Source organism: Luminiphilus sp. nBUS_07, from assembly GCF_051201685.1.
Classification (GTDB): Bacteria; Pseudomonadota; Gammaproteobacteria; order Pseudomonadales; family Halieaceae; genus Luminiphilus.
The window spans coordinates 3,284,640-3,301,311 of sequence record NZ_CP179213.1 but is presented as its reverse complement, the minus strand read 5'-3'; the positions used below and the strand labels follow the sequence as shown (position 1 = coordinate 3,301,311).

The 16,672-nt window shown below is 55.9% G+C and carries 12 protein-coding genes; 7 read left to right on the top strand and 5 right to left on the bottom strand.

What is annotated here, in order from left to right:
* Positions 1–155 precede the first annotated feature (155 nt).
* Genes ACMAZB_RS14610 through ACMAZB_RS14600 form a run of 3 tightly spaced genes read right to left on the bottom strand, consistent with a single transcriptional unit; the run spans position 156 to position 4,838 of the window.
* A complete protein-coding gene (locus ACMAZB_RS14610) occupies positions 156–1,445 on the bottom strand; it encodes an MFS transporter (RefSeq protein WP_435218221.1) in 1,290 nt (429 codons plus the stop codon).
* 50 nt (positions 1,446–1,495) lie between these two features.
* Positions 1,496–2,653: an aromatic ring-hydroxylating oxygenase subunit alpha gene (locus tag ACMAZB_RS14605; protein WP_435218219.1), complete on the bottom strand. Its 1,158-nt coding sequence runs from the start codon at positions 2,651–2,653 to the stop codon at positions 1,496–1,498.
* 43 nt (positions 2,654–2,696) lie between these two features.
* The gene (locus ACMAZB_RS14600; protein ID WP_435218218.1) at positions 2,697–4,838 is read right to left on the bottom strand and encodes an FAD-dependent oxidoreductase; all 2,142 of its coding nucleotides are present in this window, start codon (positions 4,836–4,838) and stop codon (positions 2,697–2,699) included.
* Between the two features lie 143 nt (positions 4,839–4,981).
* On the opposite strand from ACMAZB_RS14600, the gene ACMAZB_RS14595 reads away from it, so the two are divergent.
* The 4 genes from ACMAZB_RS14595 (at position 4,982) to ACMAZB_RS14580 (ending at position 10,140) form a co-directional block, all read left to right on the top strand.
* Positions 4,982–6,562: a BCCT family transporter gene (locus tag ACMAZB_RS14595; protein ID WP_435218216.1), complete on the top strand. Its 1,581-nt coding sequence runs from the start codon at positions 4,982–4,984 to the stop codon at positions 6,560–6,562.
* Between the two features lie 140 nt (positions 6,563–6,702).
* Positions 6,703–7,485 carry an SDR family oxidoreductase gene (locus ACMAZB_RS14590; protein ID WP_435218215.1) on the top strand — a complete coding sequence of 261 codons (783 nt, stop codon included), beginning with the start codon at positions 6,703–6,705 and terminating at the stop codon, positions 7,483–7,485.
* 34 nt (positions 7,486–7,519) lie between these two features.
* On the top strand, positions 7,520–8,506 hold the full coding sequence (locus tag ACMAZB_RS14585; RefSeq protein WP_435218213.1) for an NADPH:quinone reductase: 987 nt from the start codon (positions 7,520–7,522) through the stop codon (positions 8,504–8,506).
* A 35-nt stretch (positions 8,507–8,541) separates the two neighbouring features.
* Entirely contained in the window at positions 8,542–10,140 is a 1,599-nt protein-coding gene (locus tag ACMAZB_RS14580; protein ID WP_435218211.1) for a carboxylesterase/lipase family protein, read from the top strand.
* On the opposite strand, the gene ACMAZB_RS14575 is transcribed toward ACMAZB_RS14580, so the two are convergent.
* Both ACMAZB_RS14575 and ACMAZB_RS14570 read right to left on the bottom strand, forming a co-directional pair.
* Positions 10,056–11,384, bottom strand: a complete 1,329-nt coding sequence (locus ACMAZB_RS14575; RefSeq protein WP_435218209.1) for an MFS transporter — start codon at positions 11,382–11,384, stop codon at positions 10,056–10,058. The genes ACMAZB_RS14580 and ACMAZB_RS14575 overlap by 85 nt on opposite strands.
* A 278-nt stretch (positions 11,385–11,662) precedes the next feature.
* Positions 11,663–13,090 (bottom strand): M20/M25/M40 family metallo-hydrolase, encoded by a 1,428-nt coding sequence (locus ACMAZB_RS14570; RefSeq protein WP_435218208.1) that lies wholly within the window; start codon positions 13,088–13,090, stop codon positions 11,663–11,665.
* 383 nt (positions 13,091–13,473) lie between these two features.
* Between ACMAZB_RS14570 and ACMAZB_RS14565 the strand changes: the two genes are divergently transcribed.
* The 3 genes from ACMAZB_RS14565 (at position 13,474) to ACMAZB_RS14555 (ending at position 16,669) form a co-directional block, all read left to right on the top strand.
* Entirely contained in the window at positions 13,474–14,718 is a 1,245-nt protein-coding gene (locus ACMAZB_RS14565; RefSeq protein WP_435218206.1) for a TauD/TfdA family dioxygenase, read from the top strand.
* Positions 14,719–14,786: 68 nt separating this feature from the next.
* Positions 14,787–15,698, top strand: coding sequence for a 3-keto-5-aminohexanoate cleavage protein (locus tag ACMAZB_RS14560; protein ID WP_435218205.1), 912 nt, complete (start codon positions 14,787–14,789; stop codon positions 15,696–15,698).
* The gene (locus tag ACMAZB_RS14555; protein WP_435218203.1) at positions 15,698–16,669 is read left to right on the top strand and encodes a 3-hydroxyacyl-CoA dehydrogenase NAD-binding domain-containing protein; all 972 of its coding nucleotides are present in this window, start codon (positions 15,698–15,700) and stop codon (positions 16,667–16,669) included. Before ACMAZB_RS14560 ends, ACMAZB_RS14555 begins: the two co-directional genes overlap by 1 nt.
* Positions 16,670–16,672 lie beyond the last annotated feature (3 nt).

The following is a 16,672-nucleotide window of genomic DNA, read 5'->3' as shown; positions in this document are numbered from 1 at the left end:
GTCAGTGCGATTAGATGGTGTTCGCAGTAGTTGCGCGATCCCACCATGGTAAACAGGGCGCTCTAAGGTCACAAGCAGGGCATCGACGGTCTTTTTGTACCGAGTTCATGGCGCTCGAGGACGACGGCCAAGGCGATGCGGCCATAGTTTATGGCCTAAACAGCCTGTGGCTCAAAAGGACGATCGACCCGAACAAACAGCCAAAGTAGTGCACCCGAAAATGCCACAGCGGTGCCTGTCGAAAGTGCAACGACCCACCCTACGTGCTGTGCTAGAAAAGGCATGAGGGGCGCCACGACAATACCCGCCGCATTACCTCCAGTATTCATCAACCCGCAAGCGGGTGCGGTGTAAGGGCCTGCAACGAAGGTTTGGGCCGACCAAAAGGCGCCCTCGGCAAACTGAGTGGAGGCAAAGCATAGCGACAGAAGTGCGACGGCCATGTAAGGCGAGGTGGAGTAAAGGCCGGCGTATAGCAAACAGCCTGCGCCTATCAGGCCTACCATGGCAGGAATACGACAACCTAAGCGAGGTCCTATTCGTCGACACAAAGCGTCGCAAGTGAGGCCTCCCAGTGTGGCTACAAAGGCTCCCGTGACCCAGGGTAAGGCCGCGAGAAACCCGGTCTCGAGAATACTGAACCCCAGTTCTTTCACCAAGTAGTGAAAAAACCAGGTGAAGAACAGGTAGAACACGTAGTTAAGGGAAAAGTAGGACATGGCGAGAAGCAGTGTTTCGCGATTGCGAATCAGCTGCTTCCAGGCACTAAATCCGACCTCTTGAGTCAAATCATTGCGGTTGGCCTGAATGGCCTTCAGTTCATCCTCACCCATTGCTGGATGCTCAACCGGATTGTCACGGGCGTACCACCACCACAAACCAAAGAGCCCTAAACCTAGGGGGATGAAGACATAGAACGAGGCGCGCCAGCCCCAGTACACCATCACAAGGGCGACCAGGGGCTGTGCCGCCGCGGCACCCAGAGTGAGGCCAGTGCTCGAAACAGCGTTGGGAAGCGCCCACTGACCCACGGGAAACCAGCGCTCTACGACGGCTGCTTGAACCGGGTACATGGGGGCATGAGCTATCCCCATCACAAATCGCACCAAGAGCAGCACCGCGATAACTCCGGTTGTCGATTGAAAAAGGAGCCCTGGTAAAAGTCCGGTCAGTCCTGAGGCCAAAATACCTAGCAGGCCCACGACCAGTAATGTGCGCCGAGGACCAAATCGATTGCCTGCAATGCCTCCGGGCAACTGAAACAGCGCATAGCCCCAGATAAAGCTCGCATAAATCCAACCCATTTCCAGCTCACTCAGCTGCAACTCGGGCATCATGAGTTCGCCAGCGACATGAATATTTTGTCGCATGAGGTAGGACAGGAAGCTGAGTAAAAATAAGACGCCAAACAAACGCCAGCGCACGGGAATTTGATGCCGATTCATAGTGGGGCGTTCCAGATCATAGCGGGGCGCCCGGAAACTTTGGCGGGAGCTTATTCATTTAAGTTGGCATCCGTTGTTTGCGATGGTGCAGCAGGAGCAGCGCCCATGTAATCGAGGCGACCGGTGACATAGCGGCGAATGTCCAAGCTGTAGTCTTCCATTGGCGCGTAATAGCCGTGCTCAAAAACGGCGTTTTGCATGCCTCGCTGCACGCTTTCACAAATCTCCCAATCCTGTTTATTGACAAGGTCCCAAAACTCAACGGTATCCATGGGGTCAAAATCAGACTTGTCGAGTTCGTCGGGATGAAACAGAAAGTCGCAGCGTATTTGCGTGACGCTGGCAGATTCTGGCCACACGGTAAAAGCCGCCACATGGTCCATGGCCAAACTCAGCATGAGGTTGGGGTAAAACAGCTCGCCTTTGTGATGGGTCTTTTCGGTGTCGCTGAGACCGGGGAAGGGCGCTCGGGAGGTGGTGCCGCTGGCGGTGAAGGTGTGAGCACCCTCCCGGTGAGGCACGCCCGCGTCCCAGTCTAGGTCGTGGCCACCTCCTTGGCGGAAGGCGGGGACAATTTTGCAAAGCTCAGGATGGACAGGGCCGCAGTGATAACACTCGTTGTAGTTTTCAAGTATGACTTTCCAGTTGGCATCAACGCGATATTTGAGGCTGTGTCCGAGACGTAGGTCTGCGAGTGGATAGTTTTTGAGGCGCTGGGCAGCGGCCCCCAGGGCCTCAGTGAGAGATTCTCCGCGGCGATCATTGAGGCGAATGAAGATAAAGCCACCCCAGTCGGCGACGGATACAGGGTGTAATGCCGAGGTCCCAGGCTCAATGGCTAGATGAGGCGTACCTCGCAGGGTGCCATCGAGTCGATAGCTCCAGGCGTGGTAGGGGCAGGTTATGCGACGATCAAAGTGGCCCCTCCGCATTTCTGTGTCGGGCATGGGGACTAATTCTGCACCGCGGTGGCGACATACGTTGTAGAAGGCCCGTAACTCAAAGGCTTCGCCGCGCAAGACAATAATAGACTGTTCGCCAAATCGCAGGGCTTGATAATCACCGGGTTGGGAAAGTGCCTCCGCTCTGCCAATGCAAACCCAATCACTATGGAAAATGGCGGCAAACTCGCGTTGATACAGCGTGTCGTCGAGATAGTATTCCCGAGGCAATGTCTTCTCTAATGTATCAAGCGTTACGCCGGCCATGTATCGCCCTTTGCGTTATTAAGTATTTTTGAGGGCATGGGTATCAGCCTTCAACAAAAACAGGTTGTGGCTCCAGCAAGTTAATAGGTTCATCTCTGAAATACGCGCTGTCGCCATCAATGAGCGATCGCGCGAAGCCGTGACCACTGTGAACTGCATGGGCGATAGCACCCGGAGCGAGGGCATCACCAACCAAAGTGATGGGGGTGTCAATCAATGGGCTGTCGGTATTTTCTTGGGCGGTTTGTAAAGCCTGATAGAGATCGAGATTGGGTTGGCGAAGCCCCACGACGACAACGGCATCGATTTCGCGTTCAAGGGGCTGCTGGTTGAACAAATTACTGAGCCCTGCAAGTTGCCCATTAAAGTGATCGAGGTTGGTGGTCGTGAGTATCTCTACGCCCTGCTCGCCCAGTGCTTTGTACACATAGGGCAGTTCGTTGGTCATGAACGTCCATGCCGAGGCATGACCCGCTGGCGTTGCATAAACGACCTGTGCGCCCTGACAACCAAGGTGTTCCGCAATGACACCCCCGAGGTAGTAATTGTCGTAGTCGAAGACAAGAATTCGATCCCCGGCCACCCGACCGGCGAAAACATCTTCCGGGGTGAACACCTGAGGTCCCATTAGCGGCTCTGAGGGTATTTCCAGAGGAGAGTATAAATGCGTGGTCCATTGTGCACCGGTGGCGACAGCAATGTGCCGGGCCTCCAGACTGCTAATCTCGTCAACGCCCATGGGACTGTCGGTATACATCGCGACATTCCCCAGCTGTGACAGGGCCCAAACCCGATAGTCGCGAACCCGCCGCCATTCTCTTAGCCCCGGTAGCTGGCTTTCTTGAAGGACTCGGCCACCCCAATCGCTGCTTTGCTCGGCAAGGGTCACTTCGTACCCCTGGCGCGCCGCTACGAGGGCCGCCTCGAGTCCCGCTGGACCGCCGCCAACCACCAGAACACTTTCGGGTTTTTTGACGCGCTGAAATTGTTCGGGATGCCAGTTTCGCCGCCACTCTTCCCCGGCGGTCGCATTCTGTGTGCAGCGTACCGGTACGCCGTCATGCCAGCTGGCAATACACATATTGCAGCCAATACATTCGCGGATAGCATCGGTGTCACCCCGGCGTATTTTTTCGGGTAGGAAGGGGTCGGCAATGCTGGCCCGGGCACCTCCAATAAGATCGAGAACGCCACGCTTGATCTGCGACACCATGGTGTCGGGGGAGGTAAAACGGCCCACTCCGACAACCGGGCGATCGGTAACGGTCCGGACAAAGTCGATGATAGGTTCGTGGGCGCCCTCGGGGCGAAATCGTGACGCTCCGCAGTCGTTGGGGCTGGAGTCCATTTTGACGTCCCATAAATCGGGGACATCGGAGAGTAGGCTCACCACGCCGTGAGCCTCACTTGCATAATGGTCGCTGGGCTTGGCGCGTAATTCCTCCAAACTTATTCGCAGAGCGACGGCGGCGCGGCCACCGGCTTCATCACGTGTCACCTCGAGCATTTCGCGGACAAAACGGGTTCTGTTTTCTAGGCTGCCGCCGTAGCCGTCAGTGCGCCAGTTGTATTCTGGGAGTAAAAATTCATAGCCGAGATAGCCCATTCCCGCATACACGTAAATGATGTCAAAGCCCGCATCGAGTGCCCGTCGGGTGGCAGCCCGTTGCCAGTTGAGTACGGCCTCAATATCACTACCGTCCATAGGTTTGGGTCGCTGTTGTCCCATAAACCCAATGTGTGTGGCGGCCCATGGAACACCCGAGGGAGACAGGGGTGGCAGTCGCGAGGTTCGATTCATGACCACCGCACCGCCGTGCCAAAGCTCAACGGCGGCCAGACTTCCGTGCTTGTGCACTGCCTCAGTGGTCAAGGCATGGGACGCAATATCAGCGTCGTTCCAAAGCCTAGCGAAAGGTAAGGGTGAGTCATCAGAGCTGGGGTGAATCGACACGGCGCCGGTACTGACAACGCCCCAGCCCCCCTCAGCTTTCGTACCTCGGAAAGCCGCTCGGACCCTGGGGTTAGCCTCGGTCATGCCGCTGGCGTGGGGTACCTGATAAAAGCGGTTGGGTGCGACGACGGGCCCGATCTTTATAGGGTCAAACAAAATACGGTGATGGGGGTGGCAGTCATCCAGATTGGAGCTCTCTGGCACCGCATCTCCAGGTTTTTCTCGCGGCATCTTTCCCCCTCGATGCGTCGTTTTTTAAAGCGCTTAACGGAACAATGCGTCCTGAAGGAGTAGATTGCAATGGTTTCTGGAGGTGTCCTTGCCGGACCTGATCAACTGCGCTGAAGTGTCGGCAGTCGTCAAACGACGCAGAGGTGTTAAGCTCAACTTTTGGCAGCTACAACACTATAAAAAAAGACGCTATGGCTATGACTCCTCGGGTTGATCGGTTCAATTTTTCACTCACCATTGCAGTGCTATTGGGGATCTCCCTGCCGCTGCTATTTTTCCCCGATGCCAGTGCCCAACTGCTGAAAACGGCCTACGCTTGGATTGGCCAAACCTTTGGTTGGTTTTACATTCTTACGGGTGCTACCGCCCTTGGGGTATCGCTGTACCTTGCCTTCGGCCCACATTCAGCCATTCGTTTGGGCGAGGGGCCACCGGAATTTAGCTTTCCCAGCTGGGCCTCCATGCTCTTTGCCGCTGGGATCGGCGCAGGGCTCATGTACTGGAGTGGTATTGAGTGGGCCCACTATGCGGCAGCACCCCCTTTTGGTGCCGAACCCAAGTCGCCTGAGGCCTATCAATGGGCCGCGTCCTACGGCATGCATCACTGGGGTATTGTCGCGTGGGCACTTTATTGCCTGCCAACTCTCGCCATTGCCTACCCCTTTTATGTCAGGCGGGTTCCGTATCTCAAGTACAGCACCGCCGCCGATTACTGGCTAAAAGGACGGCAAAACAGCTGGGCGGCGAAACTTATGGACGGCATGTTTATGGTGGCGTTAATTGGTGGGGCGGGCAGTTCTCTGGGCTTTTCCACGCCGCTCATTGCGGCATTGATCTCCAGACTCACCGGCATACCCGAGAGCTTCGGTCTGGAAATGGCCGTAGTAATTCTCTGCGTAGCTATATTTTCGACCAGTGTTGCGATGGGGCTGGGACGGGGTATTCGCAGGCTTAGTGACCTCAATATGATTGTGGCGCTGGTGCTGTTGGTGGCGATCTTGTTTGCAGGAGACACTTTGTTCTTATTGCGCATGGCGATTAATTCTGTGGGCCATATGCTGCAAAACACCATTGCCATGACGTTTTGGACGGACCCGATTGGTCGCTCAGGGTTTGTCGAGGACTGGACTATTTTTTACTGGGCTTGGTGGGTGTCTTACGGTCCTTTTGTGGGGTTGTTCGTTAGTCGCATATCCCGGGGCCGAACGATTCGTGAGGTGGTTCTCGGCATGTTGATCCTCGGTTCCTTAGGGTGCTGGTTATTTTATATGTTGCTGGGCAACCATAGTCTTGGTTTACAGGTGCAGGGCAAGCTCGATGTCATGGCCGTTATGGAAAGCTCAGGGGGCAATGCTGCGATCATCGCGGGGCTCGATACCCTGCCGCTCGCAGGGCTCATCATTGGGCTGTTGTGTTTTGTGTCGGTAATCTTCTGTGCGACCACCTACGACAGTGCCTCTTACACTCTGGCTACGAGCGCCACTGAGCAACTCCATCCCTCTGAGGATCCGCCGCGCTGGCATCGCTTGTTCTGGGCGATTGCCGTTGCCATATTACCCATAGCGCTGATGTATGCCGGGGGTATTCGCGAAGCGCAAACGGCGGTCTTGGTGGTGTCGCTTCCCCTCGTATTGACGCTGTGGCCAGCGGGGTATGGTTTGCTGAAATCTTTGCAGGTCGACCGCCAGAGTAAAGAGGCTACCGAAAGTCAGGGAGAGGCTTAAGGCGGGACAGTTTTGTTAAATCGAGGAGTCCGGTCAGGATGGTTTTTTGTTGGCAGGGTGGTGACAGGCCTTGAGTCGGGCCGCAGCTGCGGTGACATCTGCCAAGCTTGCATTCATGACTTAGTAAAGGAAGTGGCGTGATGTCTGAACAGTCGGTAGCGATAATTTCGGCGGGGGGCTCGGGCATTGGCCTCGCGATTGCCCAGTCACTTCACGAGCTTGGATACCAGCTTTTTACTATCGATATTGACCCTCATCATGTCGCGGAATTTCAGCGGGCTTACGGTGAGGACAGTGCGAGGGTTTGTGATGTCTCAGACCCCCATCAGGTTGATGAGGCCTTTGCTGCATTTCGCACTAAGCATGAACGCCTCGATCTGCTGGTGAACAATGCGGGTATTGCCGGTCCACAAGGCGCCCTTGAAGATCTTGCGGTGGACGAATGGCAGCGCACCATCGATACCGACCTCAACAGCTTGTTTTACATGACGCGACATGCCATTCCACTCATGAAGGCACAACACAGCGGTGCCATCATCAACATGTCATCCAACGCTGGCCTATCAGGCTGCCCTCTACGTTCCCCTTACGCGGCTTCCAAGTGGGCAGCTATTGGTCTCGCCAAGACCTGGGCAATGGAGCTGGGCCCTTGGAATATTCGAGTGAATGCACTGTGCCCGGGCAGCGTGTCGGGCCCTAGAATTGAAGGGGTGATCAATCGAGACGCTGAGGCGAGGGGCATGGAAGCAGCCGATATTCGTCGGGTGTATCAACGACAGGGCTCATTGCGGCAGTTCACTGATCCCGAGGACATTGCAGCCATGGTGTGCTTCCTCGCGGGAGTCGGAGGAAAAAAAGTTTCTGGGCAAGCCATTGCGATTGATGGCCACACAGAATCGCTAGCTAATTGGCTCGATCCCTGAAGATCGAGGGTTATTGGGGATAGAGGAACATTCCATGCAGGCATTTTGGTTCAAGCAATTTGGTCCGGCAGCGGCAGTATTGCTACAAGGTGATCAACCCACACCGGAGCCGGCGGCGGGGGAAGTTTTGGTGCGCATGCACACCACCGGGGTTAACCCTTCCGACGTGAAAAAACGCGCGGGCGCTTTCCCAGACTTGCTCGATACAGGGCCGGTGATTCCTCATAGCGATGGTGCCGGTGTGATCGAGGCGGTTGGTGATGGGGTTTCTCCAACCCGTTTGGGGGAGCGCGTTTTTGTTTATCAGGCGCAGCACGATCGATTGGGTGGCACGGCTGCACAATGGGTCTGCATTGAAAGTTGCCGGGCGCCCGTTTTACCGGATAAAGCGTCTTTTGAGGTGGGTGCCTGTATTGGCATTCCGATCATGACAGCGCATCGCTGCGTTACCGCCGACGGCCCTGTAGCAGGACAGTGGGTGCTGGTCACGGGGGGCGCGGGTCGCGTTGGATATTACGCAATTCAATGGGCTCGTCATTTTGGTGCTCGGGTTGTGGCGACGGCAGGTAACGCCGACGACCGGGCGCTGTGTTTTGATCTGGGTGCTGAGGTAGTGGTTGATCACCACCAGCCGGGTTGGGGAGCCCAGCTTCGTGAGCAGTTGCAGGGGCAGCGGGTACAGCGTGTTGTCGACGTTGAGTTTGGTGCCAACTTGCCGGAGGTTATGGAGTGCATCGCCACCGGTAGTGTCATTGCCACCTATGCGAGTACTCGCGTTCCCGAGCCTACACTCCCTTTTCGAACGCTGATGTTTATGGACCTGACGCTGCGAATGGTCATTGTGTACGACATGCCAGAAGCCGCTAAGCAGCAGGCGATCGAGGATACCCAAGAAGCTTTGCGCGCCGACGCGCTGACTCATCGGCTCAATGCCGTTTTACCTTTTGAACAAATGATTCAAGCCCATGAGCTGATTGAAGCCGGAGGCACTAAAGGATGTGTTGTCGTTTCATTACCCTAGGTCGCGGGGTCAAGTCCCTGCTGTGGCCATTGTTGATGCTGCTCAGTCTGGTTGTAATGGGTTGTGATGAAAAACCTGGCGACACTGCCATTCAAAATTCTGAGCACGCGTTAACCCGGGTGACGGCGCCTCAAGTTCGGGTGGCAAACACTCGCATTACCGGCACTCGGGATGCCTCGGGAACTGCGGAGTTTTTGGGTATTCCCTTTGCTGAGCCCCCTGTCGGCAAGGCGCGCTGGCAGCGGCCTAAGCCCTATGCGTTGGCTGCCGCGAACCTCGATGCCACTGAGTTTGCCCCTGCCTGCATGCAATCGGGTAGTGGACTTGACTGGTATCACGGCATGATGGCTCGAGTTGGCGTTGACCCTGCGTTGATGGCAGGCCCTGAGTATTCTGAGGACTGCCTATACCTCAACGTCTGGACCGACCTCGATGATGCAACTCTTGAGGCTTCAAACTCAACGCATCAGCGGGCCGATCGAAAGCCCGGCCAGGAAGCGCTACGCCCGGTTTTAATTTTTATCCACGGCGGCTCAAATACTGGCGGCTGGAGCTACGAGCCCAATTACCATGGCGGACCGCTGGCGAGAAAAGGCGTGATCGTAGTGACGGTGGCCTATCGATTGGGTGTCTTTGGTTGGATGAATCATCCTGAGATGGCGGCGAGCAACCTCGCACTCCACGATCTGTCGCTGGCGCTTGATTGGGTGCATACCCATATCGCCAATTTTGGTGGCGACCCTGAACGCATCACGGTTTCGGGTGAATCCGCGGGTGCCGCGAATGCGCTGCACCTCGCTTTGTCGCCGTTGAGTGGCACTAAAATCCACGGCGTTATTCATCAAAGTGGCGGCTGGCCTGTGGTCGGGGGACCAACACTGACTGAGGCAAAGGCCCGAGCCATGCAGTTGCAGGAAGTATTGCTTGGCCCTAACGGCTCCCTCGAAGGCTTACGGGATGTACCCGCGAAAAACCTCATGGACGTCACCGGAGATATTTATGCGGGCATGCGCTTTGGCGCTATTGAAGATGCTGAAAGTCTGCCGCGCACATTGCAGCAGCGGGTGACAGACGGTGACTTGCCTCCTCTGGATATCATCATTGGCACCAACGCCAACGAATCGTTGATGTACATCCGCCCCGGCGCAACGGTCGCGTCGTACTTGGAAGGTCGTGTCTCTACAGAGCGTTGGCCTGCTGTGCTTGCGGCGGCGGGTCACGGCCTCGACGAGAAGGCATTGTTCGACCGACTGGGGACTGCCGTGACCTTTCTCTGCCCGTCACTTACCTTAGCCGATGCCGTGAGTGCAGCAGGTGGTCGGGCATTTGTTTATCGTTTTGATCGAGTGCGCCCTGGCTTCAACAGCATCGGCGCCTACCATGGTGCGGAGTTACCCTACGTTTTTGATCGACACGATAACTGGCTACCTACGGAGTCGGAGGATCGCACCCTAACCCGTACCCTGTTGGACTACTGGCAGGGCTTCGTCACCCGAGGTGATCCTAACGGCAGTGAATTGATGACTTGGCCGCCATGGCAGCCCAGCGATCACCAGGCCGTCATTTTTTCCGAGGAATCCAGTGTCATGCCACACCCAGACGTCGAGTTCTGTTCGGTATTTTCAGACACGTAATCGTCGACGGTTGCATCTGTCGTAGACTCATTTGATCGAGGGTCTTGCTGCAATGCAATGGGTGCCATGGCCGATGTGGTGCCCACAAACTCGCTCTGCTCGTCGGTGGCCACCGCGGTTTTTCCTCGGGGCTGCAGCGACGTAAAGACGCCGAACAATAAGCTGGCCATTGCCACGGCAATAAACAGCGATTCGTTGCCTAGCCAACGAATTGCGAAGCCAAAGAATAAAGCGCCGCCCGAGGCGCCCAGCGCATTGAGCAACAGCGCTGAGGAGCCCAGCATGACAAACTCATCGCGTTTTGAGTTATCGGCGGCCTTGGCCAAAGATACGGCATACAGGGAATTACCTGCTGCGCCAAAGGCAGCAGAACACCAGAGCAAGGTGCCTTGCTCGGTTGCCTGAGACAATGCCAGTGCAGTGCCACAACAGGCGACGCACAAAAAGGTCAACACAAAGCGCCGATCGATGCGATCCGAGGCAACGCCAATGGGGTACTGGGCCAAAGCCCCCCCAATAATGTTGGCGGCAATGAACCAAGGCACGAAACTCGGATCGTCAGTCAGCGCGAGCACATAGACAGCGCCCAGCGACCAAAAGCTGCCCATGATTAGACCGGAACCCAATGCCCCAGCAAAAGCGGTGTGGGAACGACGGTAGAGCTTGCTAAAACTAAAGCGGGTAGCGGGCACGGGTGCGGGCGCCGGTGAGCGAGTGAGGCTTACCGGAATGATGGCAAGGCCTACCATCAGTGAAACCAGAATAAACGGGTGCAGTGGATTACTGGCGGTCAGATTCAATAAATACTGCCCCAGTGCCATAGAGGCCAGCACGATCACCGTATAAATTGACAGTACCCGCCCGTGTGCCTTGGGGTCCGTTTGCTCGGTTAGCCAGCTTTCGATCACGGTGTAGGCGCCGCACATGGCAGTGCCCAAGACAAACCGCACCACAATCCATAGCACGCCGCCGTCGCAAAGACTCAGCACAAGGAAGCTGCATATAAAGGTGGCCATGAGCGCGGTGAAACTTCGAATGTGACCGACGTTGGCAATGATCCGAGGCGTGATAAGCGCGCCGGTGAGAAATCCTGCGAAGTAGGCTGAGCCACTTAGGCCCACAAGCAATGTCGACATGCCCAACTCCACCGCTCGCAAGGGCAAGAAGGTCATATGCAAACCGTGTCCGGCAAGCAAAAATGCTGTCGTTAGCAGGAGAGAGGAAACAGAGCGGAGGCTACCCATGATCGTAATTTCAAAGTGTAAAAAGGAGACGCGCATTCTCGTCAGAATCGCGCTTGGGACAAGCACGATTTTTGGTAAGTTTTGGCAGATTTTCAGAGTCCACGGTGCGCGACCGAGGGCGGTGCGTTGCGGTGTTAAAAAGTACCGTTTAGATCACCGATTGACCCTCTGTTTTTAGGTGTTTTTACCATTTTTCACAGAGGTTCTCTGGGCGGGCTCGGGGAAATTTTCAGTGGTCTTGTTGGCACTCATTGTTGTCGGTCTGAGTGCGACCACGATTAAGGTGCTGTGATCGCACTAGGACCTGCCAACTCCTCAACCATTGATCGCCAAAAGATCAGCGATTGGGGCAGGCTGTTTTTGGGTACCCGTTCATTCAAGCCATGGGCAAAGGAGTCCCTGGGGTTGATGAAAATACCGGTCAAGCTGTAGCTAGGAATGCCCGCCGCCCGAAAAAAAGCACCGTCGGTGGTGCCCGAGCTCATTTGTGGAATAACCGGTATACCCGGATACAAGGGTTCGAGGCTTGTTTTGACCGCCGCCATCACTTCGTTGTTAAAGGGCGAGGCGTCACTGGAGACCGGCATGCCGACAATGGACCAGTCGAGCTCGGGATTTTCCACGGCGAGCTGCAAGGTACCCATAACATCAGTGACGGCATTACCGGGGAAAATTCGGCAGTTAACGGTAGCGGTTGCCGACTGAGGCAAGGCGTTTTCAGCGTGTCCCCCGGCGAGCATAGTAGGAATGCAGGTCGTGCCCAAAGTGCCTACATATTCCGGTTTTTGTCGCAGTACTTCGATGGCTTCCGCGTCTGAAGGATCTGACACCAGCCTCGCCATGGCTTCCCCGACCTCTCCGCCCACTAGGGGAGCGGTGCGTTCAAAAAAGGTTAGGGTGATTTCGTTGGTCTCCACCGGGAAGCGAAAATCCTGCAATCGCTTGAGTGCGTCGGACAAATCGAAAATGGCATTGTCAGACCGAGGCATGGAGGAATGACCTCCGGGGTTGCGCGCGGTGACCGCAAAAGTGGCGTAGGTTTTTTCAGCAAAGCCCACCTTGTATTGAATGGCTTCCCCCGCATCATTGAGAACACCGCCGCCGCCGTCGACAACGAACGCAAATTCGGCATCAATGGCCTCGCGGTGGTCTCGGGTCAGCTGTTGCACCGTTTCTTGAAAAGATTCTTCATCGCCTGTGAAGGCAATTACTAGATCCCGGTTGGGGACATAGCCGTCTTCCTTCAGCCAGATAAAGAGGGTGGTGAGCACTGAGACGTCAAATTTGTTGTCAAGGACACCCCGGCCAAAATAAAAGGTCTCATCTTCCTGTAATTCAAAGGGGTTGCGAACCCAGTCATTGGGGTCGGCGGGAACTACGTCCATATGTGATGAGAACAAAATGGGCCGACGATTGCTGCTACCGTCCCCTCGGTATCGGACCAGCAGGGATGCGGTGCCTTTATAGGGGATGATTGTCACGTCCTGAGCATCAAAGCCTGCGGTTAAAAATTGCGTTTGCAAAAACTTTGCGTAAGCGGGGACCTGCCCCAGCCCATGGGCGGTTTCCCTGGCAATACTGTCGCGCAGCAACGTCTCCACCATGGTTTCGTAACGGGCGGGTGCTGCCTCTTGTGCGTTCAACAAAGGACTCATTAGCAGAAGAACAAGGGTGCTGAGTCGGATGAAGCCTTGAATGTAAAACATATATCGTCCTTAACAACGAGGGCTGCTTTAGATGTCGCCAATAGCCCGCAGTATCCCGCGGTCAGTCAGCTTGCGCACCTGCTTTTTAACAAGAGAATGCATAGTGCCCTCGGGATGCCATTTTTAAACAAAGTATTCGGCCGGTAGGACCCGTCACAAGGCATCAAAAAAATGCAAAAGTGTTCATTAAATGCTGACTCACAGCATGCTATTGGAGTACCTTCACGCTCTGAGAGACCGCGGCGTAAACAACACGCTTAGTGTGTGGTTATTTGCGGGTGGTTGCCGTTGCAACATCGGGCTACGCCCTGCGGGCAAAAAGTCAGGCTAAGGCGTGTGGCCCAACAAAAATAAGAACCATGAGTATTGCCAGGGAGAACGGTATGACTCAGATGCAGCAGGTCAATAACGGGGTCGATGTCCCCGATTTTTATGCCTACGCCGCGGCACCACTGGCTGCAGTAGAGCACCACGGAGACTTCATTCACCTCAGTTGGGGTGATGGTCAACGGCTGCACTGCCACCGATTCTGGCTGCGCGAAAATGCCCTAGGGCTCGGTGGTATTGACCCTGCAACCCGAGAGGGGTTGCTGGATCCTGCGGATCTTACAGACGCTATGACCATTGCCGCCGCTGACCTCACGGATCAGGGTGATCTTTCACTGCTATGGCAACCCGAGGCGCAACGCTGTACTTACCACGGCGGCTGGCTGCGCCACATAGCTGACGGGCAGCATTTGCCGGAAAGCTGGCTCCCCAAACCAGAGGTTTGGGATGCTCAGATCCTGCCTTCACCCCCTCGAAGGTCAGCCCCTGATGCGCTGGAGAGTGATCGAGACCTCTGCGAAATCATGAATGATTTAATTCGTTATGGCGTTTGCGTACTCGAGAGGGCACCGAGCGAGGAGGGGTTTCTCAACAAACTTGCCGCCCGAATTGGTCCAGTGCGGGACAGTAACTTTGGCGCGCTATGGGATGTTGTTGCCGATATCAGTTTGGCGGGTGACGCGAAAACTAACACCACGGCGAATACGGGACTGCGATTGGGGCCGCATACCGACTTACCCACTCGGGAAATTCCCCCCGGTTACCAGTTTCTACATTGCCTAATCAATGAGGCTGATGGGGGTGAGTCTACGCTCACCGATGGTGCGGCTCTGGTTCAGGAACTGAAAACCCACCACCCCGCAGATTACGAACTGCTGTCAACACGCCGCTGGGTATTTTTCAATCGTGGCCCCGGAATTGACCATCGCTGGTCAGCACCCATTATTGATACCTCCGGGGCGCACGCTCTGCCGACGCTTCGTGCTTTTTATCCGGTTCGCGCGTTTCCCGATATGCCCGAGGGGGACGTTGCCGAAGCCTATGAAGCTCTGCGGCGCTTTCACAAATTGGCCGACGATCCCCGCTTTGAACTAACCTTTCGGCTGGGTGCCGGAGACATTATGTGCTTCGATAATCGACGGGTGATGCACGGGCGCAAAGGGTTTTCAGGATCGGGCAAAAGGCATTTGCAGGGTGTCTATATTGACCGCGATGAAATTTTGTCTCGAGCCCGGGCTTTAAACAGAAGTCATGGCCCTGACGTTGACCGCAAATCTGAAATGGGCGGTACGGCAGGCTAACTTGCTACCGCAATTCTTGGCGATCGACTGCACTCTTTTTTTATCCACCGACAAAAGCGAAATTAACTATGCCATTGGCCCTACGAAAGAAAGTGTTTATTACGGCGGCGGTAACCGGTTCTGGGAGCACTCAGGACCGCAGTGACAAAGTGCCACGCAGTCCTCAGCAGATCGCTGAATCGGCCATTGATGCCGCTCGGGCTGGTGCCGCTGTTGTGCATTGCCACGTTCGTGATCCCGATACGGGCGTCCCCTCACGGGATGTCCACTTATACCGGGAAGTCGTGGAGCGTATTCGGGGGTCAGAGGTCGATGTGGTGGTGAACCTGACCGCGGGCATGGGGGGCGATTTGGTGTTTGGTCCTACCGACGCACCTTTGCCCCTCAAGTCTGAGGGCACCGACATGGTCTCTGCTGCCGAGCGGGTCGCCCACTTGGAGGCCTGTCTCCCAGAAATTGCGACCCTCGACTGCGGCACCATGAATTTTGCTGAGGCCGATTACGTCATGACCAACACCCCGGGTATGCTCCGGGACATGGCCCAGCGCATGACCGACTTGGGCATTCAGATTGAAATTGAGGCCTTCGACACAGGCCACCTGTGGTTTGCCAAAGAGCTGGTCAAGGAGGGCATTATTCCCGCCCCGGTTATGGTTCAGCTGTGCATGGGCGTGCCCTGGGGTGCTCCCGATGACCTCAATACCTTCATGGCTATGGTCAATAATGTTCCCAGTGACTGGGTGCATTCGGCTTTTGCCATTGGACGCCATCAAATGGCCTACGTTGCGGCGGCGGTGCTCTCGGGGGGCAACGTTCGTGTGGGGCTTGAGGACAACCTGTGGCTCGACAAAGGTCGGCTTGCTACCAATGCCGAGTTGGTTGAGCGTGCCGCCACCATTATTCGTGCCATGGGGGTTGAAATTATGACCCCCGCCGAAGTCCGTAACGAATTAAACCTCACTGAGCGAGCGCTACCCTGATGCCGGTTGCAGCGATTATTGGAGGTGGGGTGATTGGTTCGGGCTGGGCTGCCCGGTTTTTACTGAACGGTTGGGACGTTCGATATTTTGATCCCGGCCCGGGGGCTGATGAAGCTTTGGCGCGAACCCTAGAAAAAGCTCGACGCTGGGTTCCCGAGGTCTACGACGGATTACCCCCAGAGGGCCAGCTCGAAATCGTTGAAACACTTGAAGCGGCCGTCGCGGGGGCCGACTGGATTCAGGAGTCCACCCCCGAGCGCTTGCCGTTGAAACATCAGGTGCTGGAGGCCATTCAGGCGGCCTGCCCAGAGACCGCGGTGATTGGGTCGTCGACATCGGGTTTTATGCCCTCTGAACTGCAGGCGCAGTCGCAGCGACCCGAGCAAATACTGGTCACTCATCCCTACAACCCGGTGTATTTATTACCCATTGTTGAGTGCGTGCCCTCACCGGCAACCTCAGCGCCAACACAAGCCAAAGCGATGGCCACCCTAGAGCAGATCGGTATGAAGCCGGTTGCTGTGGGAGCCGAGGTCCCGGCCCACATTGGTGATCGATTGATGGAAGCTTTGTGGCGCGAGGCGCTATGGCTTATTAAGGATGGCGTGGCTACGACTGAACAAATTGACGACATCATGACCCACGGCTTTGGCCTGCGCTGGGCCCAAAAAGGACTGTTTGAAACCTACCGTGTTGCGGGGGGTGAAGCGGGAATGCAGCACTTTCTCGAGCAATTTGGCCCCTGCCTTTCCTGGCCGTGGACCAAGTTAATGGATGTCCCCGACCTTGACGATGCTCTGATAGGACGCATTGTTGAGCAGTCTGATGCCCAAGCCGGCGATCGTTCGGTCAGCACGCTCGAAGCCGAACGCGATGCCAATCTGGTGGCCTTGCTCAAGGTGCTTCGAGAACAAGATACGGCGGCAGGGGCCTTCCTTAATCGTGTTGGGGCCAAAGCCCAGGCAAGCTGATCT

Coding starts and splice junctions, on each gene's coding strand:
- ACMAZB_RS14610 (WP_435218221.1), bottom strand. CDS start 1,445: ATGAATCGGCATCAAATTCCCGTGCGCTGGCGTTTGTTTGGCGTCTTA.
- ACMAZB_RS14605 (WP_435218219.1), bottom strand. CDS start 2,653: ATGGCCGGCGTAACGCTTGATACATTAGAGAAGACATTGCCTCGGGAA.
- ACMAZB_RS14600 (WP_435218218.1), bottom strand. CDS start 4,838: ATGCCGCGAGAAAAACCTGGAGATGCGGTGCCAGAGAGCTCCAATCTG.
- ACMAZB_RS14590 (WP_435218215.1), top strand. CDS start 6,703: ATGTCTGAACAGTCGGTAGCGATAATTTCGGCGGGGGGCTCGGGCATT.
- ACMAZB_RS14585 (WP_435218213.1), top strand. CDS start 7,520: ATGCAGGCATTTTGGTTCAAGCAATTTGGTCCGGCAGCGGCAGTATTG.
- ACMAZB_RS14580 (WP_435218211.1), top strand. CDS start 8,542: ATGCTGCTCAGTCTGGTTGTAATGGGTTGTGATGAAAAACCTGGCGAC.
- ACMAZB_RS14575 (WP_435218209.1), bottom strand. CDS start 11,384: ATGGGTAGCCTCCGCTCTGTTTCCTCTCTCCTGCTAACGACAGCATTT.
- ACMAZB_RS14570 (WP_435218208.1), bottom strand. CDS start 13,090: ATGTTTTACATTCAAGGCTTCATCCGACTCAGCACCCTTGTTCTTCTG.
- ACMAZB_RS14565 (WP_435218206.1), top strand. CDS start 13,474: ATGACTCAGATGCAGCAGGTCAATAACGGGGTCGATGTCCCCGATTTT.
- ACMAZB_RS14560 (WP_435218205.1), top strand. CDS start 14,787: ATGCCATTGGCCCTACGAAAGAAAGTGTTTATTACGGCGGCGGTAACC.
- ACMAZB_RS14555 (WP_435218203.1), top strand. CDS start 15,698: ATGCCGGTTGCAGCGATTATTGGAGGTGGGGTGATTGGTTCGGGCTGG.